The organism is Arthrobacter sp. PAMC 25486, from assembly GCF_000785535.1.
GTDB lineage: Bacteria > Actinomycetota > Actinomycetes > Actinomycetales > Micrococcaceae > Specibacter.
This window is the reverse complement of the sequence record NZ_CP007595.1, coordinates 2,702,435-2,724,869: the sequence shown is the minus strand read 5'-3', so window position 1 is coordinate 2,724,869 and position 22,435 is coordinate 2,702,435. Positions and strand designations below refer to the sequence as shown.

Genomic DNA, 22,435 nt, shown 5'->3' with positions numbered 1-22,435 from the left:
ATCCTCCATTCCAGTGTGTAGATGACCGTTTGGACGGCATCGGCCTGGAAATGGGTTCTTGTCAGGCAACTCTCTAACGAGGCACGTTCCCGAGGGTTCGGCCAACCTTTTATCAAGCCATGACAAGAGGCCGGGCCGATGCCGGACCATCACAGCGGACAAGTCGGCGAAAAGGCACCATCAAAAAGACTGGGCCAGAGATGTGAAGAGTCACACTGTAGTAGTCCTGCATCAATCCTGCCAGCGGGTACCAGACCTGCCAATAACTATTAGAGAGGTGTGAGTTCACGCCCTCTCCGAGAGGGCGTGAACTCACACCTCGGCAGAGGCGCTGCTATTTTTCCCAGGGGGCCTTGAAGGGGAAGTACTTTTCCAGGAAGTCGGTGACGAGTTCCCGGCGCTGCTCCGGCGGGGCGTCGCCGAAGCTGCCGTCGTTCAGGCAGAGAAAGTCTGCATTGCGCTGGGCTAGGATGTGCGGCAGGTCCGCCAATCCGGCCATGTTTGCGGTGTCCACGTAGCGGCCCCTGCCGTCCTTGTGCATGATGGCCCGCCCGGTCAGCAACGCGTAGTAGTGGTACAGGGAGTTCGTCACCGAAATGTTCTCCGCCGCACGGAAGGTGCTGGCAGCGGTGGCCTTGAACTCCGCCGCAAATTCCTGTTCAAGTTCCGCCAGGACCGAGCGGCGCAGCGGGGCGGCGCTGTGCTCCAGGTGGTGTGTTGTGAACGCCCCAAAACGATCCCATAGGAGCTTCCGGTTCACCCTGGCCGAGTTCTCAAAGCCGCTGCGCTCGACGTCGCTCTCACCCAAACCGATGCGGTTGGGGGACAACATGAATCGGGTAATGCCACCCGGCGTGAAGAACAGCTCGGGGGACAGCGGCCGGCCAAAGAACATGTCGTCATTGGAATAAAGGAAGTGCTCTGCAAGGCCGTCGATGTGGTGTAGCTGGGATTCCACGGCCATTGAATTGTGGGTTGGCAGCACCGACGGGTTGGGAAAGTGTTCACGGCTGCGAACCAGCGTGACCTTGGGATGGTCAGCCAGCCACTGCGGGGCGGGGGAGTCGGTCGCAATGAAGATGCGCCTGATCCACGGAGCAAAAAGATGCACTGAGCGCAGCGCGTACTTCAGTTCATCAACCTGGCGAAAGCGTGACTCGTGGCCGTCGCCCTCTCCCAGGACCGCATCGACTTCCAGTTCCCGGCGGGCTTCCTGGTAGGAGACCGCGCTGCCGTCGACCCAGGAAAACACCATGTCAATGTCGAAACGGATATCAAAGACGTGGTCGATGAACATGTTGTCAATGGTGGGCCAGCTCTTGCCGTAGCGCTGCACCGTGCTGCGTTGGGTGTCCCTGGGGTCAATGCTGCGCCGTGTGAGTGAGTTTTCCAGGGGCAGGTCAATGCGGGACGGCGAAAAAGTCCACCATTCGATTTGCACGCCCCAGGCTGCGCCGTAGTACAGTCCGCCAGCCGCGGCCACGCGGGGACGGAAGAGTCGCATGATCCTCGTTTTGGGGGAAACCGCAAGGGCTCCATCAGCCAGCAGCACCGTCGATTTGCGGGTGTCGACGCTGCGCGCATAGAAGGGCTCGTTGGCAAAGGAGCTGGTGAGCACCTGCTCCACCAGGTCGCGGAGGGAAGTGTCTATGGCCAGCACGGGGCGTTCATCGTTGCCGCGGACCAATAGGTACTCGATGGCGCATGCATCAAGTACCTGGCGCACGGCCAAAAGGTCAGTCACCATGGCCTGCGCCGGGGTCAGGCCGCCGGCGTTGACAAGCGCCAGCCGGCCGCGGTGCATGAGCACGTCGCTGCGGGTGAGCATGCGTGCTTCCGCTGGCGAAGCTGACGATGCAGTCGTAGCGCGGGCGTCGGGCTGGCTTGGCAAGGCGGGCTCCTGAACGGTGGAGGGGTGGCCCAACTGAGCCTACCGCGTCGGCACCTGCCCCAACCGGAATACGTTGGACGGGTCAAAATGCCGGGCAAGGCTGGAGAGCTGCCCCAGGACAGGCGCGGTGTAGTTGGCCGCAAATCCGGCGGCCCCGCTGCCGGCCGAGAAATTGGGCAACGTTCCGTCATATGCCCAGGCGGACATATTGTCCTGCAAAAGCTTCGAGTGGGCTCCGATCGCAGGAAGGTCCGGCGGCGCTCCCACACCCACGGTGTACAAGCCAAAGGTTGCCTGACGATGGCACAGGGCGCTGGGCACCTCCGGCTCCTGCGCCAGCGCGCCGCCAAATTGGCGGATCTCCACCATGAGCTGCGGGGAAGTGCTGTCGGGACCGGCCGTTTCCAGCAAGGCGTCGGCGGCCGCAACAGTGAAGTCGGTCAGGAGTGCATGCCCCTCGGCGGCTGGCAGGGCATCCTCGGGATCGGAGTGCACCAGCCCAATCATGGAGGAGGGCATGGGGCCGACCAGATCCATGAGCACCGCTCCGGCTGAGCGCATCGGCGCAAGCCAGCTGGCGCCGTCGTCCGCGTTTCCGGTATAAACGTACCGCACGGAGATGGCGAACTTCCCGGCGAGCGGTTCCGGCACGCCGGGCATGGGCGGCAGGTGCATCACGGCGACGGAGGTGGTGGCTTCCGGAGGCAGTGTGGGGCACCATTGGGCCCAGATGCGCAGGACGGTGGCGATGTCGGGGGCGCCAAAGAAGAGCGCGCCGGCGTAAATCTGGGGCAGCGGCAGCAGTTCAAATTCCATCCCGGTGATGATGCCCAGCGAACCCTTGCCGCCGCGCAGGCCCCAGAACAGTTCGGGCTCGGTGCCGGCGGTGACATGGTGCAGCACGCCGTCGCCGGTCACGACGTTGAAGGAGCGCGCCATATCCGAGGCCGCTCCAAAAGTCCTGGCCATCGGGCCGATCCCGCCGCCGCTCGTGTAGCCGGCAACGCTGACGCCCGGCGCGGAGCCGCACAAGCCCATCAACCCGGGGCCTTGGCCCTCAGCGAGGACGGTTTTCCACGTCACGCCGGCGCCGGTGGAGGCTGTGCGCGCGTCCTCGTCGATGCTGCAGTCCTCCAGCGAGCGGGTATGGATGAGCAGGGCGCCGTCCATGTCGCTGGCAATTCCGTGGCCGGTGGCCTGGACGGTCACCGGGAGTCCGTTGGCGGCCGCGAAGCGGACTGCCTCCACCACATCCTGGGCGTTGGCGGCCTCCACCACCGCAGCGGGACTGGTGGACACGGCGATGTTCCACGGTGTCGCCAACTCGGAAAACGCGGGTTCGCCGGGTTCATACAGGGGACCGGACAAGTTGCGGCGCAGTGTTTCAAATCCTGCGTCTGCGCCGTTGATGTGGGTAGGGGTGGGTGTTGCCATGATGTCCTCCGCTGCTTGGCTGGTGCGCGATGCAAGGACCCCCCAGACGGCCTACCTCCAAGGGTGCCACCGCGTGGTTGCCCTGGCTAGGTCTGTACCCCTTAATGTTCGACGGCGGAGCCCAGGTTTAGCTCTCCGGCGTTCGCTTGGTGTGGTGGAAAATGAGGGCAACGGCGATTCCGGCGAGCCAGAAGTCCTTGGCCATGGCCGTTCCGGCGGGTGTTGGGCGGATGCTGCCAGGATGGGTCATGCCGGGGGTCTTGAGGTAGGTGGCGATCAGCCCGCCGGAAAATGCGGCCAGTGCCAGGCCGGCCAGTCGGGTGGGGACGAATGGTGCCAGCACAAATGCGCCCAGCCCGATTTCGGAATAGCTCAGGTACTTCCCAAACTGGTCAGGAGTCAGGTGGGTGAGCTGTGGAATGGCGCGCTGTGCGGATTCCTGCAACCCGGCCGCATGATCGGCTGGGAGATTGAGCTTGCCAATGCCGGTGTTGAGGATGAATGCCCCGGAAACTAACCGAAGTGCTGCGTTACTGATGCTAAATCCCATGGTGGGCTCCTGAAGTGGGTGGCGGGACAGAGTAGGTGCGGTGCTGGTGCCAGCCTAGGGTGGGGAAGCAGCGGGTGGCTAGTGCCGGTGCCCAGTATTTGGAGGAAAGCTATCTCCTAGTGGCCGCCCCTCCTGTCCAAAGGTCTCGTATCCTCGCATCTTTGGTAACAATTATTTATTTTCCCTAGCGGGGGCCGCCGCGTCCGGGAATCATGTCTGGGGTCAGGTACGGCTCCCAGCCCGGGAGCTACCCGAGGAGGAATCATGCAAGGAAGAGCATTGCTGGTGGCGGGGGTCATGGTTGCAGCCATGACGGTCCCGGTGACGGCGGCGTCCGCAGTGGATGATGTCAACACGGACAAGCTGCGTGAGGCTGTAACGGTCGGCGGCATCATGACGCATGAGCGCGTGCTGCAGCGGATTGCGAACAACAATGGAGGGACGCGGGCCTCGGGAACACCGGGCTATGCGGCGTCCACAGACTACGTCAAGAAGACGTTGAAAAAGGCTGGATACAAGGTCTCCGAGCAGGAGTTCGAGTTCCCCTACTACCAAGAGGTGACCCCGGCGACGCTGAGCCAGCTGACTCCGGTTGCCATCCCCATCGAAACGGAATCCTTGCAGTATTCCGGCAGTGGGGAAGTCTCCGGCACTTTGGTGCCAACAACAAACGTGGTGATTCCTGCGACCCCGGAACCCAGCTCAGCGTCGGGGTGCGCCGTTGCTGACTTTGTCCCGGCGTCCGCCACTGAGCCGCAGGTGGCGCTCATCCAGCGCGGCACCTGCACGTTCGCCGACAAGGTCGCCAACGCCGTCGCAGCCGGGTATGACGCGGCAGTGATGTTCAATGAGGGCAACCCCGGACGGACGGAGCTGCTGACCAGCGTCACGCTCGGCGCCCCCGCCGCAATTCCAGTGGTCGGCATCAGCTATGCCGACGGCGTCTCGCTGTACAACGCCACCGCGGCCGGGCCTGTCACTGTTGCCGTGGCCACGGACATCATCAACGAAACGCGCACGACGACGAACATCATCGCGGATTCCAAGAAGGGCAATCCCGAGAAGACCGTTGTGGTGGGCGCCCACCTGGACTCGGTCCTCGCCGGTGCCGGCATCAATGACAACGGCAGCGGAACGAGCGTGTTGCTGGAGACTGCCGTCCAGATGGCGAAGGGGAAGGCCAAGGTCAAGCCGCGCCAAATGGTCCGTTTTGCGTTCTGGGGCGCTGAAGAGTCGGGGCTGCTGGGCTCAGAGCACTACGTGGGCAGCCTGAGCAATGATCAGCTGTCCACCATCTACGCGAACCTGAATTTCGACATGCTGGGATCAACCAACTACGTGCGGTTCGTGTACGACGGCGACGGCTCGGCCGATCCTGACGGTGCGGGTGGCCCTCCCGGGTCCGCCCAGATCGAATCGGTCTTCACGGACTACTTCGCCGGGAAGGGCATGGCGAGCTCCCCGACAGCGTTCGACGGTCGCTCGGATTACGGCCCCTTCATCGCGTCCGGCATCCCGGCGGGCGGATTGTTCAGTGGTGCAGAGGGCATCAAGACCGCCGACGAGGCCGCAGTTTATGGCGGAACCGCCGGAGAGCCCTATGACCCTTGTTACCACGCGGTCTGCGACACCGTAAACAACCTGAGCACGGCCGCCCTGAATGAGCTTGGTGATGCCACCGCCCATGCGGTCATGACCCTGGCCATGACGAAGTCCGGATTCTTCGAGGACGGCAGCAGGATGGCGCAGCGCAAGGAAATCTCGGTCGAAGACTTCGACTACAGCGGTAGCCACCTCGTGCGCTGATTGTTGCGGGGCGGTCCAGCGTTGCTGACGCGGGCCGCCCCGGGGGTCCACGGAAAATAGGACGGCGTTTGCGTAAAAAGCGGGTGGCAGACCGCCCGCCGATTGCGCAAACGCCGTCCTATTTGGCATCAGCGGGAGGGGGGATCAGTCCTGCGGGCCCAAGGTTGCCGCAAGTCCGGCGATCATGGCGTTCAGGCCCAGCGAAAACGCGGTGTCCGCGTCATTGCGCGGCCCGGGACCCGAATCGCCGGCAGCAGCGGCCTCGGCAGGACCCACGCCCGTCGCCAGTCCGCGCCGGGCGACGGCAGCAGTGAAGTTCGGTGCGGACGGAGCCAACTCGCCGGCGTCGAAAATGCCGTCGGGGGCATTGACGTCGTAGGCCGAACCGTAGATGAAAGACTCCAGCGCCACCACGGCGTCGATGACGGCTTCCGGGGCCCAGCCGGCGGCCAGGAAACCGTTGGTGACGGCCTCATACATGGTGATGGTGGCCGGCGCATTCGTCACCGGAAGCAGCGCAATGACGGGGATCAATGGCAGGTGCCCGGCAAAAACGTCCCGGTAGGAGTGCGCCCAGCCGGCCACGGCCTCGGCCCACGGCTGCGCATCAAACGCCGAGACATCCACGCGACCCATTAGGTGGTCCTCCACTAACAGCAGCACATCCTGCTTGGAGCGCACATGGTTGTACAAGGCAGAAGGTGCCACATGCAGGGACCTGGCCAACGCTGCCATGGTCAGTCCCTTGTAGCCGTCGCGGCCCACCAATTTCAGCGCCGCCTGGGTGATCCGGGCGGAACTCAGCAGTGCCTGCGGAGGCCGGCCTGCCCGGCGTCGTGCTTGTTTTGCTTCCCCAGCAACCATGGACAAGGCCCAGATCCCCTTTTCCGGCCCGGCAAGGGCGCAACAAATTTCTGCGAACCACTTTACGTTCGTGGTGATGTCAGTTACAGTCTAATCTAAATGAACGGCATTCATTTAGTGAATCGCACCACAGGAGATTCGCAAGAGAGGGAAACATGACATCCGCAGCAACCCCCAGCATCGACCGCGACGTCGTCATCATCGGCGCCGGACCGTCGGGCCTGACAGCGGCCCGCGAGCTGAAAAAAACCGGCCTGAGCGTGGCCGTCGTCGAGGCCCGAGACCGCGTTGGCGGACGCACCTGGTCCAACACAATCGACGGCGCCTGGCTGGAAATCGGCGGCCAGTGGGTCTCCCCGGACCAGAGCGCCCTCATCGGATTGCTCGAGGAACTCGGCCTGGACACCTACTCCCGCTACCGGGACGGTGACAGCGTCTACATCGCCCCCGACGGCGCCCGCACCCGCTACACCGGCGAAATGTTCCCCGTCGACGCCGACACCGAGACCGAAATGAACAAGCTCATCGACACCCTCGATGCGCTCGCCGCCGCCATGGACCCCGCCAGGCCGTGGGAGCACCCGGCGGCCCGCGAACTGGACATCATCTCCTTCCATCACTGGCTGCGCGAACAGTCCGGCAACGAGGAAGCCTGCAACAACATCGGCCTGTTCATCGCGGGCGGCATGCTGACCAAACCCGCCCACGCCTTCTCCGCGCTGCAGGCCGTGCTCATGGCCTCCTCCGCCGGCTCCTTCACCAACCTCGTCGACGACAACTTCATCCTCGACAAGCGCGTGGTCGGCGGCATGCAGGGCGTCTCCCTCGCCATCGCCGCAGAGCTGGGCGAGGACGTTTTCCTGAATTCCCCGGCCCGCACCGTCCGTTGGGAGAAGCACGACGGCGGATACCTCGCCACCGTGATTGCCGACGGCGTCACCGTGACCGCCAAGCGAGTGGTCATGGCGGTTCCGCCAAACCTTTACAACCGGGTCTCCTTCGACCCGCCGCTGCCGCGCCGTCAGCATCAGATGCACCAGCACCAGTCGCTGGGCTTTGTCATCAAGGTCCACGCCGTCTACGAGACCCCGTTCTGGCGTGCGGACGGGCTCTCCGGCACCGGCTTCAGCGCCTCCTCACTGGTGCAGGAGGTGTACGACAACACGAACCACGAGGACCCCCGCGGAACCTTGGTGGGCTTTGTCTCCGACGAAAAGGCCGACTACGCCTTCACGCTCACCGCTGAACAACGCAAGAAGGAAATCACGGCCTCGCTCGCCGAATTTCTCGGCGATGCCGCCGCCGAGCCGGTTGTCTATTACGAGTCCGACTGGGGCTCGGAGGAGTGGACGCGCGGGGCGTACGCCGCCAGCTACGACCTGGGCGGCCTGCACCGCTACTCGGCCGACCAGCTTACCCCCGTGGGGCCCATTCACTGGTCCTGCTCCGACCTGGCCGCCGAGGGCTACCAGCACGTTGACGGGGCGGTCCGCATGGGACAGTTCACGGCCGGGAAGCTGATCGCTGAACTGAAGTAACACAGGTATCCGCCAAAAGTTGCCAGCAACTTTCGGCGGATACCGCTTTTGCTGTTCATGACAATTTTCGTCCTGAGGAGGACCCTTATGCGGTATGTAGTTGGATATTCAGCAAACGCCCGTGGCGGCGACGCAGTCAATTTGGCCGTGGCACTGGCCCGCAGGCAAGGTGCCGCCTTGGACCTTGTCATGGTGATGCCCCAGGACTCGCCCTACAACGGGGTCTACCCGCCAGTGGCCGGATTCGGCGACATCCTGGCCAAGCAAGTGTCGGCATGGCTTGATGACGGCCTGGCACTCATCCCCGACGATGTCCAGGCCCAGGCGCACATCCGCCGCGGAGAATCCGAGGCCGAAGCGCTCATCGCCGCGGCCCAGGAGCTCGGCGCCGTCCTGCTCGTCATTGGGGCCAGCAGCACCGGCCTGTTCAAGCGCTTCTCCATCGGCTCGGTGGCCGGTGCGCTGCTGCACGCCTCCACGATTCCCGTGGTCCTGGCTCCGTCGGGGTACAGCCGCACCAAGCCCATCACCCGGCTCACCTGCGCGTTGGGCACCCGGCCCGGAGCCGAGGACGTGCTGCGGACCGGCATCGCCATGGCCAGGCGCCGAGAGCTGCCGCTGCGGCTCGTCTCGCTCGTTGCGCTGGGTCCGGGCGAATCGGAGGCAACGGTCCAGGACGCGGAAACCCACCTGCGTGCCGTTGCGGAAGCCGCCCAAGGCGTGGAAGTCGACGATCTCGACAAACTCCACATCGACGTCGTTGTTGGCCATGGCCGCACCATTGAAGACGCCGTGGACGCTCTCGACTGGAAAAAGGGCGAGATCCTGCTCATCGGATCCAGCCGCCTGGCCCAAAACAAGTCCATCTTCCTCGGCGCCACTGCCAACCGGATCCTGCGCGCCCTGCCGGTGCCCATGATCGTGGTGCCGCGCAATTACGTGCCGCTGTCCGAGGAACTTTTCCACACCACCGCGCTCCCCACCGTCATGGCAGCGACGCCTGACACGACCGGCCCCATCGAGGCGACGACATGACTTCCAAAGACACTGTAAAAAACGCCGCCGGCGACCACGGCCTGAGCGAAAAGGGGCTCAAGGCCGGCTCGGTGGGGCTGATTGGCGCCGTCGTGATCGGCATTTCCTGCATCGCGCCGGCCTACACGCTGACCGCCGCCCTGGGTCCCACGGTCTCCGAGGTGGGTGTGCACCTGCCCGCGATTTTCCTGGTCGGCTTCATCCCGATGCTGCTCGTGGCACTGGGTTATCGTGAGCTGAACAATGCCATGCCCGACGCCGGAACCTCCTTCACGTGGGCAACACGCGCCTTTGGTCCGTGGCTGGGGTGGATGGGAGGTTGGGGGCTGATCGCCGCAACCATCATTGTGCTCTCCAACCTGGCCGCGGTGGCGGTGGATTTCTTTTATCTGATGCTGGCGCAGATCTTCAGCAACCCGGGACTGGCCGATTTGACCCGCAACCTGCCGCTGAACCTGGCCACCACCATGGTGTTCATTGCCGGGGCGTGCTGGATTTCCTACCGAGGCATGGAGACCACCAAGTCATTCCAGTACATCCTCGTGGCGTTCCAGCTGCTGGTCCTGGGCTGGTTTGCCATTGCGGCCTTCGCCCACGTGGCCAACGGCACGGCGTTTGACGCCACCGCCATCTCGGCCGACTGGTTCAACCCCTTCGCCGTTGAATCGTTCTCCCAATTCGCGGCAGGTGTTTCCCTGTCCATCTTCATCTTCTGGGGCTGGGACGTCACGCTGACCATGAACGAGGAGACCAAGAACCCGAAGAAGACCCCGGGGCGGGCGGCCACCGTCACGATCATTGTCATTGTGCTCATCTACATGACCGTTTCCCTCGCGACCTTGTCCTTCGCCGGCATCGGGACCACGGGGTTGGGTGCCGGAAACCCGGAAAACCAGGCCAGCATCTTCGCCGTCCTGGCCGGACCCGTCATGGGACCGTTCGCGATCCTGATGTCACTCGCCATCCTGAGCTCCTCGGCCGCGTCGCTGCAGTCCACGTTTGTTTCACCGGCCAGGACGCTGCTGTCCATGGGCCACTACCGAGCCCTGCCGAAGAGCTTTGGCAAGATCAGCCCCACGCACAAGTCACCGGGCTACGCCACGGTTGCGGCCGCCATCGCCGCAGCCGGTTTCTACATCATCACCAGGACCCTGTCCGAGAACGCCCTGTGGGACACCATCACCGCCCTGGGCATGATGATCTGCTTCTACTACGGCATCACGGCGCTGGCCTGCGTCTGGTACTTCCGTGCCGAGGCGTTCCACGGTGCCAAAAACTTCTTCTTCAAGTTCTTGGCTCCGCTGGTCGGCGGTGTCATCCTGCTGGTCATGTTCTGCAAGACCGCCTACGACTCCATGGACCCCAGCTACGGTTCAGGCTCCAACATTGGCGGGCTGGGCCTGGTGTTCATCCTCGGCGCCGGCGTGATCGCGCTCGGTGCCGTGTTGATGTTCTTCATGTACCGCAAGCATCCGGAGTTCTTCAAGGGCGAGGTCCTGAGCCGCGCAAGCCAGCCCTACAACCCCTAACTCAGCAATCATGACCGATCCCGCCCTGGCCCAAGAGGACGTGACACCGATCCCGCTTTCTGATCCCGAGACCCGGGACCAGAAAGCGGGATCGGTGTCACTTTTGCAAGGGCCGCGAGGCGGCTCGCCAAAAAGGGACGGCGTTTGCGCAAAAAGCAGGCGGTAGACCACCCTCCGTTTGCGCAAACGCCGTCCCTTTTGGAATCAGCCGGAGCTGTTAGCTCTTGTCGCGGCGTGCCGTCTCGCGCTCCTTGGCCAGCTTTGCCTCAGCACGGGCCTTGGCGTGCACGGCGCGTTCCTCAACCAGCCACGCGGGGGGAGCCTGCAGCAGCGAGGTGATCTCCGCCGTCGTGAGTGGCTCGGTGATGTTGGAGCGGTTCAGGCCGCCAATGGAGATGTTCAGCTTCTGCGCAATGACAGGGCGCGGGTGCGGGCCGTTGCGGCGCAGCTCGGCCAACCACTCCGGGGGAGTGTCCTGCAAAACCTTGAATTCCTCCCGGCTGATCGCGTTCTCTTGGAACTCCGCGGGCGCCGCGGGCAGGTGGATGCCCAGCTTCTTGGCCGCTGTGGCGGATTTCATGGCTTGGGGGGAAGGATCGATGCTCATATATCAAGGGTACCGGTGCGCGGAAGGTAGTTTAGTGGGAAAGCTGTGAGTTAGGGTAAATAGGTGTCTGAATCCCGCGAACTTACAGTGACCTTCATCCCGGGCGTTACCCCTGGAAAGTGGATCCACCGCTGGCAGGAGCGCATGCCCGACGTGCCGCTCGTGTCCAACCCGGTGCCCGAGGAACAACAGTTGGACGCCCTGCAGGCCGGTGAGTCCGACATGGCTTTCGTGCGCCTGCCCGTGGACAAGACCGGGCTGAACGTCATCACCTTGTACAGCGAACTATCGGTGGTGGTGGCACCCAAGGACCATCCCATCGCCGCCTTTGACGAGCTGGATGTGGCCGATCTGGCGGATGAATACCTGCTCGCCGACCCCGATGATTTCCCCGACTGGCGCGACATCTCCACCGAAATTGCCGCCGGAACCCGCAAGCCCCTGCCGCCCATGGCCACCATCGACGAGGCCCTTGACCTCGTCGAGGCCGGGCTCGGCATCCTGATCCTGCCCATGTCCGTGGCCCGCCTGCTCAGCCGCAAAACACTGCGCTCCCGCCTGCTACACGGCGTGCCGGACAGCAGCATCGGCCTCGCCTGGCTGTTCTCCGACCCGCCCTCGGACGACGAGGAAATCTTCCAGGAATTCGTTGGCGTGGTCCGGGGCCGCAGCGCCCAAAGCTCCCGCCAGCCCTCCGTCCAGGCTAAACAGGACGCGGCGCCGAAGAAGGGTGCCAAGACCGGAAAAAGTACGACGGCGGCACGCCCCAACGCGGCCAAGGGCAAGTCGGGCGGGGCGAACCTCCGCGGCGGCGGTCGCCCGGGTGGCAAGGCCCGCGCGCAAAAGCGCGGCCGGCGGTAACCCAGCTCTTCCCCAAACGGATCCGCTGGCGCGTCTGCGAGCCGGGCTTTGGTCCTCGGAGTTGGGGTCCACCCGCATCTGAGGCCCGCCACTCTCAAGAGTGGCTAGTGGCTTGCGCCTTCACGGATTCTTTTGAAGAAGCTGGGAAACCGGATTTCCTGGCCGGCACGAACTAGAGACTCAAGTTCTTCCGCGAACCACATGGCCTCGGACAACTTGGATCTGAATTCTTGTGCCAGCTCCATAATGGCGAGGTTGGCATTGACTACGAGTGCCGCCTCCGGCCTATCTTTCTCCGAGAGAGCTTGAAACTGTTTCTGGATATTTCCGTGATTCTTGAGCCAATTGTTCGTGTCTGCTTCAAAGACCACAGGATCGACATTTCTACGCTCACGAAGCCACGGATCGTCTGTTTCGGCACGGAGCATCCACAGCTGGAAGAGCACTACTCGCGAAGCCAGCGGTGCGATGTTGTGGATATCGGATTCAAGTCTCTTGGACCGGCACAGCTCCTGATAAGCGCTAGTCAGTGCATTCAAGTGGTCGTGCACTTGTTGCACTGAAATTTCCCAGGCACTACCAGGGGCCGCCCAAGATGTGACTCCGCCGTGCAACGCTGGCAGCCGAGCCTGGTGCCGGCTGGACGGACTCCGCTCGATACCGGAGCAATCGTTCCAGAGGCAACGTCCTGCGGTCAGGGCCGTCGTGACATCACGGATGGCGGTTGTGGCCAAGAAATGGGCCGATTCATCAATTGCTCTGTGCAGCGCAGTAGCCGACTTCTGAGCCTGATCGCTTAGGGCGTCGAGAGTATCGTGGGCATCCTCGAAACGACGAATTCTCCAATTCAGCCTTCCCCGCAATTTGGCCGAGGAGAGTAGAGCAACCAATATTGCAATGCCTGGAATCCAGGCCACGAGGACGGTTCCGGTGTTGGCCTTGGCAAATTCCTGAATGAAGTTACCGATCGGCTGCCAGAATGCGCTGTCTGGTCGCCTTACTGCCCAGAACGCGATCCCGGCAGTAAACAGGAGGAACTTCCAGGACTTGGCAGTGAGGAGTACTCCGGCCACAAACCTAAATGGAATGTAGAGCATGAAGGCTATGGTCTGCATCGTTCGTGCAAGACCGGTGGAAAAGTGCCCCAGAGTTGGGAACTGTCGAAATGAGTCGGACTGATCGGGCATGACTCGGTAAAAGCGGATACCCAGCGCAGCCCGGACTCTTGAAATTGCTTGGTAAACCACATATGTGAAACGAGTGGATCGTCTCATGGATTTCAGACCGCCTGCGTTACTTAGCATGGCAAACAGCGAGAATCTGACCCACCACGCAACTTGGCGGAGGGCCATTGATAGTGCCACTGCAGTGACGAGCCAGATTATTAGGGTTGCCCCGAAAGCGACAGCGAACTCTCCTGAGATGTCCGTGGGGCTTTTACTGAGAACCATAGTGGCTGGCCACGCCAAAGCATCCAAAACCAAGACACAAATATCGACGACAGCATCAAGGATATTGTTTAGAACCATATTAAACTTCCCCTGATAGGATCCACAGCCAGCAGCAACGACATCCCACGCGAGTACTAATATGGTAGCGACGGGACACCGTTCCCCACCTTAGAGGACGTTTGAGGCAATCTACTACGCATCACCTCAAGCATTGACAGTCCAAGGGTGCCGTGCCATATTGACGGCACTGGCCACGGACGCTTCCGGGCCGGAGTTTGGCGGCCCGAGGAGTGATGAGACGTGAAAGCGGCATTGTGGGAAATTGAAACCTTTGACTATCACACGGCCGGCGAACCTTTCCGGATCGTGCCGGCTCTCCCCTTCCTGATCGAGGGGGCCACGGCGCTGGAACGGCGTGAAAATGCCATGACCGGCGACGCCAACAAGATCCGCAAACTACTCGTCAATGAACCGCGCGGCCACGCCGACATGTACGGTGGCTTTGTAGTGCCCCCCAACGACCCCGGCGCACACTTTGGCGCCCTGTTCTGGCATCGCGAAGGATTCTCCACCGTCTGCGGACACGGCACCATGGCGTTGGGGACGTGGGCCGTGCGCAGCGGCCTGGTGCGTGCCCCGGACGACGGCGAAACTGACGTTGTGATTGACATTCCTTCGGGCCGTGTCACCGCCCGGGTCACGATGGTGGACAGCAAGGTCCGTGAGGTCGCCTTCCACAATGTTCCCTCCTACGTAGTGGCCAAGGACATTGACGTCAAGACTGCGGATTTTGGCCGGCTGCGGGTGGACTTGGCGTGGAGCGGGGCACTGTACGCCTCGCTTCCTGCTGCTGCCGCGGGACTTGAGGTCACGCCGTCGAACTTGGCAAAACTGGTGGCCGCCGGGCACCAGGTGGCAGCGGCACTGGCCGACCATCCTGCCACACACCACCCGGCGGACACGCGGCTGGAGGGAATTTTCGGCACCATTTTCCACGAACCCATGAACAGCTCCGGACCCGGGCTGGCGCAACGCAATGTCAGTGTTTTTGCCGACGGCCAGGTTGACAGGTCCCCGAGCGGATCCGGCACGGCTGCACGGGTGGCGCTGCTGACCGAGGCTGGCGAGTTGGAGGAGGGGGAGGTGCTGGAGCACTATTCAATGATCGACTCCCGCTTTGCCGCCCGGGTTGTGGCACGGACCGAGGCTGGGTTGGTTGTTGAGGTTAGCGGGCGAGCATTCCCGGTAGGTGAAGGGAAGTTCACACTCGATGCCGATGACGAGCTCGGCTTGGGGTTTGTGCTGCGGTGAGCTGTTCATGGCAATGGTGGAGGGAGTCGTGCAAAGGCGGGGAAAGCTGGCACGATTGGGACATGAATGAATACAGTTGTCTGGCTGACCTGCCGCCGTTGGAAATGCTGTACTTGAGATGAAGAAGCCGGCAGACAGCCCATGGAAAAATTTCACGTTCTCCGGCTTCTTTAAGATCGGCAGCTCTCCACTGCCGATCTGGATATCATTTCTGATTGCCCTTTTCGTCACAATTTCTGCGTTTGATGACGTCAGGTTGTTGATTTCGACGGGGCAAGTGGACAAGTTTGACTGGTCCGCGATCGCGACAACCGTGACTTACTGGCTGGTCTGGATTGCCCTTGCATTTCAGCCGAAGGTGGTGGGCATCGCCTTTATCGCCATGTTGATCACTATGTTGCCGCATGAAATGCTCGGCGGGCCTCTCTTGATGGCTTTTGGTGCTATTGCGGTTGCTGCCTATCGTGTCTCTACCCGTAGCCAGGCTCTGATGGTTTGTGGATTCCTTGTGTGGCAGGTTGCCTGGGTGCTTGGTGTTTCAGACCTGAGCTCATCGGCGCTTTGGGGATATCTTCTTGTTACCCTGTTGCTTACTACGCCTGGGCTGGCAATGAAGTTGATGCGAGAAAAGGCAATTCGGGTCGAACAGGCCCAACATGCTGCAGAAGAACTGGCTGCGAGGGCTGCCCTTGAGCAGCGCACGGCGCTGGCCAGGGAACTGCATGACGTTGTTACGCATGGGCTGACCATGATTGCCGTGCAGGCCAACCTCGGCAAGCTTTCCAAGGACGAGGACGAGCAACACAGGGCGCTGGCAGACATAGGCGGCATGGCACGCAGCTCGCTGGATGACCTGCGCCGCCTCCTGCAGACTATGCGCACGGACGACGCGCGAGTGCCAGATGGCGAAGTGCCGGAAATCAAGGTCCTTCCCAGTTCGGCCACCATCGACCTGGCACAAAGCGTCGCCGATTCCCAGAAGCGCCTCAACAGCCTAGGCTTCCCCACCCGGGTCATCACGTCCGGGGACCTCGAACGGACCCCCAACGGCCTGCGTTCCACTGTGCTGCGAATCCTGCAGGAAGGTGCCACCAATGCTGTCAAGCATGCAGGCACCGGCAGCGAATGCCACATTTCCATGGACGTGCAGGATGAGCATATTGAAGTGGTAATTGGAAACAAGATGACACCAGGCAAGCCCCGACTGCCGGTCTCAGGCACCGGACTCGTCGGGCTGCGCGAGCGCGTTTCAAGGCTCGACGGAACCATCGACGCCGGGCCGTCTGACGGCTGGTGGAGCGTGCGCACTGTCCTACCGTTCACGGGCCGCCACACCATCCACTAGCGACTGCCGCCACATGCCGGTGGCTGAAAATCATGTATTCCGACTGTCCTTTTGGACAGTCTTGGCCACTTGACCAAGACTTTGACTGGCCGTTTGGCTTGATTTGGCCAGTCTGGATTGAAGGCGGAAGCGCGCCTCCGTATCGTCGTTAAGACGATGCGGTGTTGGGGACCACCAAATCAGTGTGAACAGGGCGCACGCCTTGCCCAACCAAAAGGAGACGGCCATGAAAGTAAGTAACTTGCTGGGAAATGACTCCACTGCAAAGCAGGGTCGGACCAAGCCTGCCGGCATCTGGCCCACGGGATCCTTCCCGACCAACGAAAAGTAAAACTTGCCTGCACCGGAAGGCTGGCGCCTGCGCCACGGGACATCCGGAGCAGGCATCGTGAGCCACATTACGTAGACTGTCAGAATGAGTGTGAACGTGGCAGCAACCCGGTCAATTGATGTGGTCATCGTGGACGATGAAAAATTCGTCCGCGGTGCCCTGCGAACCTATCTATCACAGGCGCCAGACGTTGCTGTCGTCGCCGAGGGTGCCAATGGCGCAGAGGCTGTGAGCCTCGCCCATGAACATCAGCCGGACGTCATGCTCATCGACATCCAAATGCCCGTCATGGACGGCATTGCCGCCATTCGCCGCATTGTTGCCGAACTCCCAGATATCAGGATCCTTGTTGTCACGGGCCATATTTCGGATGTGTACCTCAAGGCGGCCTTGATCGCCGGGGCCAGCGGCTATGTGGTCAAGGACGCCGAACCTGAACGGATCGTTGCCGCCGTCCGGCAGGTCAACGCCGGGGACTGCCCCATCGACCCGGCTGTCACCCATCTCCTCGTCGCCGATGTCAGGAACAGCCTGCCCGGCAAATCCCAGCGCCCTGACATGGAGCTCTCGGACCGAGAAGAGGAGGTCTTAAGACTGCTGTGCGAGGGACTGAGTAACACCGAAATTGCCTCTGCCTTGTTCCTGTCAGAATCAACAGTTAAATATCATTTGGTCCGTTTGGGCAGGAAGTTTCAGGCGCGGGACAGGCTGCAACTTGTTATAACGGCACTCCGTACGGGAGTCATTGTGTAAGTACTGCTGTAGTCCTGGTAGAAAAGACTGTCCAAAAGGACAGGGGCAAGGGGGGCCTTCGAGCTATCGGTGCGGCACTTGCCGACATATGCTTGTGAACCAGCCATGACTTGGTGATCCACATCATGCTTTTTGAAAGGCTCCGCCATGAAATCCCGTTTAACATCTGCCAGTGTTGCCACAGTTCTCGCCGCAGCCTTGCTGCTTGCCCCGGGATTATCCCCGGCCCAGGCCAGCACTTCTGACTTGGGTGCCTCCGGCACCAACATCTCCGACAGCTCGTTGAAGCCCGGCCTGTCACTGGGCAATGGAGCCATCGGCGGTGCCGGAAACACTGCCACCACCTACGGCATGTGGTTCGTGCCATGCAACATCTTCGGCTTCCGTATGTGCTAAATCGACCCGACCTTCAACAAGCCCCATGCCGGCAGACATATCGCGGCAGGGGCTTGTTGCATTTCCAGGAAGTGGTCTCCACCTACCGGGACTGTATGGAACTGGACAAGTCCTCCCACCTGGCCGCGGCTGACCATATCGCTGACAACGATTTCAATGTGAACATTCCGCGCTCCGTATACACGTTTGAGCTGGATGTAGAGATCGGCATCGTGTCGGTCCGGCTGGAGCAGTTCATGGCGTAGTCGCACCAGGCCGGACGTGAGCTAAAAGCCCTGCGTCTTGCGATAGCGCTGCATCTGCTGGTGACGGCGGACTAGGCTGTCGCGTCGCGGGGTCTGCTCGGCGGAAGGCTCCTCTGCTGTGAGGTCGATGTGGCTTTCACCAAACTGCCACAGCAAGAGGTCGTCCAGCAGGCGGTCCGGCCCGGGAGAGTACCTGTGGTCGAGGGCCTTGCGGACGTTGGAGATGATCTCCGGCTGCAACAGCGCAGCCAGATCCACAGTTTTACCCAGCCCGTGAGCGGCGACCAGCTCGGCAGCCCAGCCCCAGTCGTCGTCGGCTTTCCTGTCAACGTGCGGCAGCAGGGTCTGCCACACGGCCTTGATCCGGTTGGGGGTCAGGGAGATATTGCCTTCACCCTCCGTGTCCCAATAGCTCGTGACCGTCTCATACCGGTCATGCAGCTCGGAAAAGGCCGATTCCACCGTCTCCAACATGGCCGCAGTGGCTGTGAACTGCCGGTCAAAGTAGGGGCTCCAGGCCCTGGGATCCTGCGACTTGAAGCGGATGTCGTGTTCGATCTCGCTCCAGGCGTGCGCGAAGATGGTGCGGATCTGGCACTCGAAAAAGTAGCTGCCGTTCGGCTTGGTGTCCGGATCCAGCAACGATTGATACGCGCGCACCACATCGTTTTGGATGGTGCGCAGGATCAGGTGCCGGCTGGAATAGCCGTACGTGCCCGATTCAATGGACCCAATGTCCTTCTCGGTGTCGCCGCGGCAGTCAAAAATGCTGCGCTGGCGCTTGATCAGGTTGGCGGCCTGGGCGTTCTCGCCGGGCAGTGTGGTGATGACCCGCACGCCCACCATGTCGGTGAGATTGCGCAGCGGCTCCGGAAAGAGCAGCGCGGGGGCGGCATCTGGTTCCGGCACCATCCGGGACGCCTTCTCCCGAAACGACTCAATACTCTTGGTCCGGCTCGTCACAAACAACGGCTTGTCCTCAGCCTCGGACAACACCCCGCGAACCAGTGACTCCATCTCCGCCGTGACCTTTTCCAGCGCGGGCAGCGTCCGTTCGTACTCCGCGACGGAGGCAATGACGGCAGGCCGCAGTGATTCATCGAGCTGTTCCCAATTACTACCCATGGTTCGAGCCTAAACGCAGCGACCCAACCATGCGAGCAGCACCGCCGTCGGAGGACCAAAAGATGACACCGGCCGTAACTTTTCGAATTGCAGCCTAAGTCGATGCTCATGAGAGCCGGGGTGGCACGGCAGCATCGTAGGCTAGAGCCATGTTGACTGTTATTGGCGAGGCCCTCATTGACGAAGTAGTGCAGGCTGGCAAGGAGCCGGTTCCGCACGTGGGCGGCAGCCCCATGAATGTGGCCGTTGGCCTGGCCCGTTTGGGGCATCCCGTGCAATTTCTGGGCAGGTTTGGGCGGGACGCGTATGGAGACATGGTGGCCGGCCACCTGCGCTCCAACGATGTGATGGTGCCGTTGTCCCCGGATGCCCAGCCGACCTCCGTGGCCCGTGCCGTCCTGGATGCCAGCGGCGCGGCAGAGTATGAGTTCGCCCTGGACTGGTCGCTGCCGGAATTGGCCGGAGCCGAAGGAGCCCCGCATTTTATGTTGTCCGGCACCACCTTGCTGCACACGGGTTCCATCGCCACCATGCTGGCCCCGGGCGCGGCACACGTGCGCTCCGCCGTCATGGACGCACATCCGCACGCCACCATCGCCTATGACCCGAACTGCCGCCCCACCATCATCACCGATGTGGACTACGCACGGGAGCAAGCCGAAAAGTTTGTGGTCCTGGCCGACGTCATCAAGGCCTCCGACGAGGACCTCGCATGGTTGTACCCGGGTGTTGACCCCAAGGTTTCGGCGCGCAAGTGGCTTGCCATGGGCGGTGCGGAAGGTCCCGCCGTCGTGGTTCTGACCCAGGGCGGCGACGGGCCATGGGCCGTGTGTGCCGCCGGAGAAGCTGCGTGCGACGTGCCGCCGGTGCAGGTGGTGGACACGGTGGGTGCCGGTGATTCCTTCATGGCGGCGCTGCTCTCCACCCTTGTGGACAGGGAGCTGGACGGGGCCCAGCGCCGTGCCGAGTTGCGCGCCATGAGCCGTGAAACTCTGGCGGAGATCATCTCCTACGCGGCCCGCGCCGCCGCCATCACCGTCTCGCGCGCCGGAGCCAACCCGCCCAACCGCACCGAACTGCAGCTGCGCTGACTTGCAGCGCCACCCCGCAATATCAACCAGAGAGAGGCAGCCATGTTTGACTACGATCCCTACTCCTTCCTGACGCCCGTTCCGAACTTTGACGCGCGCAGCGAATCGTTCACGGACGGGGCCACTTTTGCGCCCGCGCAGGTTCACGTCGACGCCCATCCCGGCGGGCTGGATCTCTCACCCCAGCTGTCGTGGAGCGGGTTCCCGGAGGCCACGCGCAGCTTTGCCGTCACCATGTTTGACCCCGATGCGCCCACGGCCAGCGGTTATTGGCACTGGGCCGTTGCTGATGTGCCGCTGGACGTGACGGCGCTGGCAGAGGGTGCGGGGACGGCTGGCTCGCCATTGCTGCCCGCTGCTGCTTTGACCTTGAAGAACGACGGCGGGTTCCCCGGTTATCTGGGATCGGCACCTCCGCAGGGGCACGGTCCGCACCGCTACATGGTGGTGGTCCACGCCGTGGATGTTGACTCGCTGGGGCTGGGTGCCGATGCAACGCCGGCCACCTTGGGCTTCAACCTGCACTTCCACACCCTGGCCCGGGCGCGGCTGACAGGACTTTTCGAGGTGTAGCGACGTAGCACAGGGGCAAGAAGCCCGGCTTTGCGGGAAATTGGATAGCCTTGGGTATGCGTTTAATTGCCAGTGACATTGACGGAACCATTTTGGGCCACGACGGAAAGATCAGCACCCGCACGGTGGAGGCCTTCGCGGCTGCCGCCGAAGCGGGCATTGACATCGTCTTTGTGACCGGCCGTCCGCCGCGCTGGCTGGATCCCATCCGCGAACAGATCGGGCACACCGGCACCGTCATTTGCTCCAACGGCGCCGTTACTTATGACTTGGCCGCCGACAAGGTCGTTGATTCCCACGTGCTCAGCTGGGACGTCGTGGACCAGGTCCGCAGCATCGTCGCCGGGCTGGCCCCGAAGCCTTACTTTGCGCTGGAGTCCCTCACGGGGCTGCATGTTGAAGACGGCTTCTACGGCAACCGCACCTCGGCCTTTGGGGCTGGAATTGTCCCCGCAGCGCTGACCCCCGACATGGCAGACGGGGGCATCGTAAAAATGTTGGCAGTCCTCCACGCGGGTAATGCCGACGAATTCCTGGACCTTGTCAGCCCCAGCCTGAACACCCTCCTCGCCGTCACGCACTCGGCGCCGGATCTGGCATTGTTGGAGATGGGCCCGCTCGGGGTCAACAAGGCCGTAACACTCGCCCAATACGCCGCCGCCCGCGGCTTTGACGCTGCCGACGTTGTGGCCTTCGGTGACATGCCCAATGACATTGAAATGCTTGGCTGGGCCGGTGCCGGATACGCCATGGCCAGCGGGCATCCGCAGGCCATCGCAGCGGCCGCGCTGCAGGCTCCCCGCTTCGAGGACGACGGCGTTGCCCGCGTCATCGAATCCCGCCTAGCTGCGCTTCGGCTGGCGTAGGAAACGTCGCCCGGAGGCCAACGACCATGGCACAGAACAAATCCCCGAAGCCGTACCTGGATTCCGCGCACCCCGTGGCCATTGCCCACAGGGGGTACTCCCGCGACGGCCTGGAGAATTCCCTCACCGCGTTCAAGTCGGCTCTTGAACTGGGATACAGCTACCTGGAAACCGACATCAACACCACCGCCGACGGTGTGCCGATGGTGTTCCACGACGCAACGCTGGACCGCACCACTGATGCGAACGGCACTATTGCAGCCTTGCCCTACTCTGTGGTTGGCCAGGCCCGGATTGCTGGCAAGGAGCCGATCGCCACACTTGATGAATTTCTTGCGGCGCTGCCAACCGCACGCTTCAATATTGACGTCAAGGACGCCGGATCCGTGGGGCCGCTGATCGAGGCCATCGAGAAATTCGGCCTGCACGAACGTGTCTGCGTGGCCTCGTTCTCTGACAAACGCCGCCGCCAGGTGCTGGCGCGGCTGAGTCGGCCTGTGGCCAGCTCACCCGGAAAGTCGCTGTTGGTGGCGTACTTTCTGCTCTCCCCGTGGCTTCCCAGGCGGCTGCTGCGCCACTTGATGCGGGATGTTGATGTGCTGCAAGTCCCCACACACTTCAAGGGCCTGGAGCTCGTCACACCGGCCACTGTGCGCAGGGCGCACAAGCTGGGTTTGAAAGTGCATGTCTGGACGATCAACGAGCCGGTGCAGATGCACGCACTCTTTGACCTGGGCGTGGACGGGGTCATGACGGATAGGGCGGACCTGCTCGCCGAGGTCATGCACCAGCGGGGCTACTGGGCGTCATGATTCAATCCTGCCACCAAGCGG

Annotated in this window: 21 protein-coding genes; 14 read left to right on the top strand and 7 right to left on the bottom strand. The window is 62.4% G+C overall.

Annotation, left to right across the window (positions count from 1 at the left end; all coding sequences use genetic code 11):
- Positions 1-334: 334 nt before the first annotated feature.
- The 3 genes from art_RS12525 to art_RS12515 form a co-directional block, all read right to left on the bottom strand.
- Complete coding sequence (locus art_RS12525; protein WP_216699534.1) at positions 335-1,828, bottom strand: stealth conserved region 3 domain-containing protein; 1,494 nt, start codon at positions 1,826-1,828, stop codon at positions 335-337.
- A 102-nt stretch (positions 1,829-1,930) separates the two neighbouring features.
- Positions 1,931-3,325, bottom strand: a complete 1,395-nt coding sequence (locus tag art_RS12520; RefSeq protein ID WP_052136401.1) for an FAD-binding oxidoreductase — start codon at positions 3,323-3,325, stop codon at positions 1,931-1,933.
- A gap of 127 nt (positions 3,326-3,452) precedes the next feature.
- Complete coding sequence (locus art_RS12515) at positions 3,453-3,875, bottom strand: DoxX family membrane protein (RefSeq protein WP_038465355.1); 423 nt, start codon at positions 3,873-3,875, stop codon at positions 3,453-3,455.
- 264 nt (positions 3,876-4,139) lie between these two features.
- Here art_RS12515 and art_RS12510 point away from each other — a divergent pair, with 264 nt between their 5' ends.
- A complete protein-coding gene (locus art_RS12510; RefSeq protein ID WP_038465353.1) occupies positions 4,140-5,681 on the top strand; it encodes a M28 family peptidase in 1,542 nt (513 codons plus the stop codon).
- Between the two features lie 144 nt (positions 5,682-5,825).
- Here art_RS12510 and art_RS12505 read toward each other — a convergent pair whose 3' ends face one another.
- A complete protein-coding gene (locus art_RS12505) occupies positions 5,826-6,545 on the bottom strand; it encodes a TetR/AcrR family transcriptional regulator (RefSeq protein WP_038469999.1) in 720 nt (239 codons plus the stop codon).
- A 155-nt stretch (positions 6,546-6,700) separates the two neighbouring features.
- Between art_RS12505 and art_RS12500 the strand changes: the two genes are divergently transcribed.
- The 3 genes from art_RS12500 to art_RS12490 all read left to right on the top strand — a co-directional run bounded on the left by art_RS12500 (position 6,701) and on the right by art_RS12490 (position 10,647).
- Complete coding sequence (locus tag art_RS12500; RefSeq protein WP_038465351.1) at positions 6,701-8,083, top strand: NAD(P)/FAD-dependent oxidoreductase; 1,383 nt, start codon at positions 6,701-6,703, stop codon at positions 8,081-8,083.
- 87 nt (positions 8,084-8,170) lie between these two features.
- The gene (locus art_RS12495; RefSeq protein WP_052136399.1) at positions 8,171-9,118 is read left to right on the top strand and encodes a universal stress protein; all 948 of its coding nucleotides are present in this window, start codon (positions 8,171-8,173) and stop codon (positions 9,116-9,118) included.
- A complete protein-coding gene (locus art_RS12490) occupies positions 9,115-10,647 on the top strand; it encodes an APC family permease (RefSeq protein ID WP_038465349.1) in 1,533 nt (510 codons plus the stop codon). The genes art_RS12495 and art_RS12490 overlap by 4 nt, the downstream gene beginning before the upstream one ends.
- 217 nt (positions 10,648-10,864) lie before the next feature.
- Here art_RS12490 and art_RS12485 read toward each other — a convergent pair whose 3' ends face one another.
- Complete coding sequence (locus art_RS12485; protein WP_173425265.1) at positions 10,865-11,227, bottom strand: DUF5997 family protein; 363 nt, start codon at positions 11,225-11,227, stop codon at positions 10,865-10,867.
- Between the two features lie 90 nt (positions 11,228-11,317).
- On the opposite strand from art_RS12485, the gene art_RS12480 reads away from it, so the two are divergent.
- On the top strand, positions 11,318-12,115 hold the full coding sequence (locus art_RS12480; RefSeq protein ID WP_038465345.1) for a substrate-binding domain-containing protein: 798 nt from the start codon (positions 11,318-11,320) through the stop codon (positions 12,113-12,115).
- A 104-nt stretch (positions 12,116-12,219) separates the two neighbouring features.
- Here art_RS12480 and art_RS12475 read toward each other — a convergent pair whose 3' ends face one another.
- Positions 12,220-13,644: a hypothetical protein gene (locus art_RS12475; RefSeq protein WP_038465343.1), complete on the bottom strand. Its 1,425-nt coding sequence runs from the start codon at positions 13,642-13,644 to the stop codon at positions 12,220-12,222.
- Positions 13,645-13,866: 222 nt separating this feature from the next.
- Here art_RS12475 and art_RS12470 point away from each other — a divergent pair, with 222 nt between their 5' ends.
- From art_RS12470 to art_RS22260, 5 genes are all read left to right on the top strand, one after another.
- Positions 13,867-14,877, top strand: a complete 1,011-nt coding sequence (locus art_RS12470) for a proline racemase family protein (protein WP_038465341.1) — start codon at positions 13,867-13,869, stop codon at positions 14,875-14,877.
- Between the two features lie 118 nt (positions 14,878-14,995).
- Positions 14,996-16,222: a sensor histidine kinase gene (locus art_RS12465; RefSeq protein ID WP_038465339.1), complete on the top strand. Its 1,227-nt coding sequence runs from the start codon at positions 14,996-14,998 to the stop codon at positions 16,220-16,222.
- 415 nt (positions 16,223-16,637) lie between these two features.
- On the top strand, positions 16,638-17,306 hold the full coding sequence (locus art_RS12460; RefSeq protein ID WP_038465337.1) for a response regulator transcription factor: 669 nt from the start codon (positions 16,638-16,640) through the stop codon (positions 17,304-17,306).
- Positions 17,307-17,453: 147 nt separating this feature from the next.
- A complete protein-coding gene (locus art_RS12455; protein ID WP_038465334.1) occupies positions 17,454-17,702 on the top strand; it encodes a hypothetical protein in 249 nt (82 codons plus the stop codon).
- Positions 17,703-17,755: 53 nt separating this feature from the next.
- Entirely contained in the window at positions 17,756-17,947 is a 192-nt protein-coding gene (locus art_RS22260; protein WP_162182056.1) for an N-6 DNA methylase, read from the top strand.
- A 21-nt stretch (positions 17,948-17,968) separates the two neighbouring features.
- Here art_RS22260 and art_RS12450 read toward each other — a convergent pair whose 3' ends face one another.
- Positions 17,969-19,072: a GTP pyrophosphokinase family protein gene (locus tag art_RS12450; protein ID WP_038465332.1), complete on the bottom strand. Its 1,104-nt coding sequence runs from the start codon at positions 19,070-19,072 to the stop codon at positions 17,969-17,971.
- A 149-nt stretch (positions 19,073-19,221) separates the two neighbouring features.
- Here art_RS12450 and art_RS12445 point away from each other — a divergent pair, with 149 nt between their 5' ends.
- Genes art_RS12445 through art_RS12430 form a run of 4 tightly spaced genes read left to right on the top strand, consistent with a single transcriptional unit; the run spans position 19,222 to position 22,414 of the window.
- Positions 19,222-20,163, top strand: a complete 942-nt coding sequence (locus art_RS12445) for a carbohydrate kinase (RefSeq protein WP_038465330.1) — start codon at positions 19,222-19,224, stop codon at positions 20,161-20,163.
- Positions 20,164-20,205: 42 nt separating this feature from the next.
- Positions 20,206-20,736, top strand: coding sequence for a YbhB/YbcL family Raf kinase inhibitor-like protein (locus art_RS12440; RefSeq protein ID WP_038465329.1), 531 nt, complete (start codon positions 20,206-20,208; stop codon positions 20,734-20,736).
- A gap of 56 nt (positions 20,737-20,792) precedes the next feature.
- A complete protein-coding gene (locus art_RS12435; RefSeq protein WP_038465327.1) occupies positions 20,793-21,602 on the top strand; it encodes an HAD-IIB family hydrolase in 810 nt (269 codons plus the stop codon).
- Between the two features lie 26 nt (positions 21,603-21,628).
- The gene (locus art_RS12430) at positions 21,629-22,414 is read left to right on the top strand and encodes a glycerophosphodiester phosphodiesterase (protein WP_052136397.1); all 786 of its coding nucleotides are present in this window, start codon (positions 21,629-21,631) and stop codon (positions 22,412-22,414) included.
- Positions 22,415-22,435 lie beyond the last annotated feature (21 nt).

Coding starts and splice junctions, on each gene's coding strand:
- art_RS12510 (WP_038465353.1), top strand. CDS start 4,140: ATGCAAGGAAGAGCATTGCTGGTGGCGGGGGTCATGGTTGCAGCCATG.
- art_RS12435 (WP_038465327.1), top strand. CDS start 20,793: ATGCGTTTAATTGCCAGTGACATTGACGGAACCATTTTGGGCCACGAC.
- art_RS12460 (WP_038465337.1), top strand. CDS start 16,638: ATGAGTGTGAACGTGGCAGCAACCCGGTCAATTGATGTGGTCATCGTG.
- art_RS12495 (WP_052136399.1), top strand. CDS start 8,171: ATGCGGTATGTAGTTGGATATTCAGCAAACGCCCGTGGCGGCGACGCA.
- art_RS12500 (WP_038465351.1), top strand. CDS start 6,701: ATGACATCCGCAGCAACCCCCAGCATCGACCGCGACGTCGTCATCATC.
- art_RS12520 (WP_052136401.1), bottom strand. CDS start 3,325: ATGGCAACACCCACCCCTACCCACATCAACGGCGCAGACGCAGGATTT.
- art_RS12430 (WP_052136397.1), top strand. CDS start 21,629: ATGGCACAGAACAAATCCCCGAAGCCGTACCTGGATTCCGCGCACCCC.
- art_RS12505 (WP_038469999.1), bottom strand. CDS start 6,545: ATGGTTGCTGGGGAAGCAAAACAAGCACGACGCCGGGCAGGCCGGCCT.
- art_RS12515 (WP_038465355.1), bottom strand. CDS start 3,875: ATGGGATTTAGCATCAGTAACGCAGCACTTCGGTTAGTTTCCGGGGCA.
- art_RS12490 (WP_038465349.1), top strand. CDS start 9,115: ATGACTTCCAAAGACACTGTAAAAAACGCCGCCGGCGACCACGGCCTG.
- art_RS12525 (WP_216699534.1), bottom strand. CDS start 1,828: ATGCTCACCCGCAGCGACGTGCTCATGCACCGCGGCCGGCTGGCGCTT.
- art_RS12475 (WP_038465343.1), bottom strand. CDS start 13,644: ATGGTTCTAAACAATATCCTTGATGCTGTCGTCGATATTTGTGTCTTG.
- art_RS12465 (WP_038465339.1), top strand. CDS start 14,996: ATGAAGAAGCCGGCAGACAGCCCATGGAAAAATTTCACGTTCTCCGGC.
- art_RS12485 (WP_173425265.1), bottom strand. CDS start 11,227: ATGAAATCCGCCACAGCGGCCAAGAAGCTGGGCATCCACCTGCCCGCG.
- art_RS12445 (WP_038465330.1), top strand. CDS start 19,222: ATGTTGACTGTTATTGGCGAGGCCCTCATTGACGAAGTAGTGCAGGCT.
- art_RS12440 (WP_038465329.1), top strand. CDS start 20,206: ATGTTTGACTACGATCCCTACTCCTTCCTGACGCCCGTTCCGAACTTT.
- art_RS12450 (WP_038465332.1), bottom strand. CDS start 19,072: ATGGGTAGTAATTGGGAACAGCTCGATGAATCACTGCGGCCTGCCGTC.
- art_RS12455 (WP_038465334.1), top strand. CDS start 17,454: ATGAAATCCCGTTTAACATCTGCCAGTGTTGCCACAGTTCTCGCCGCA.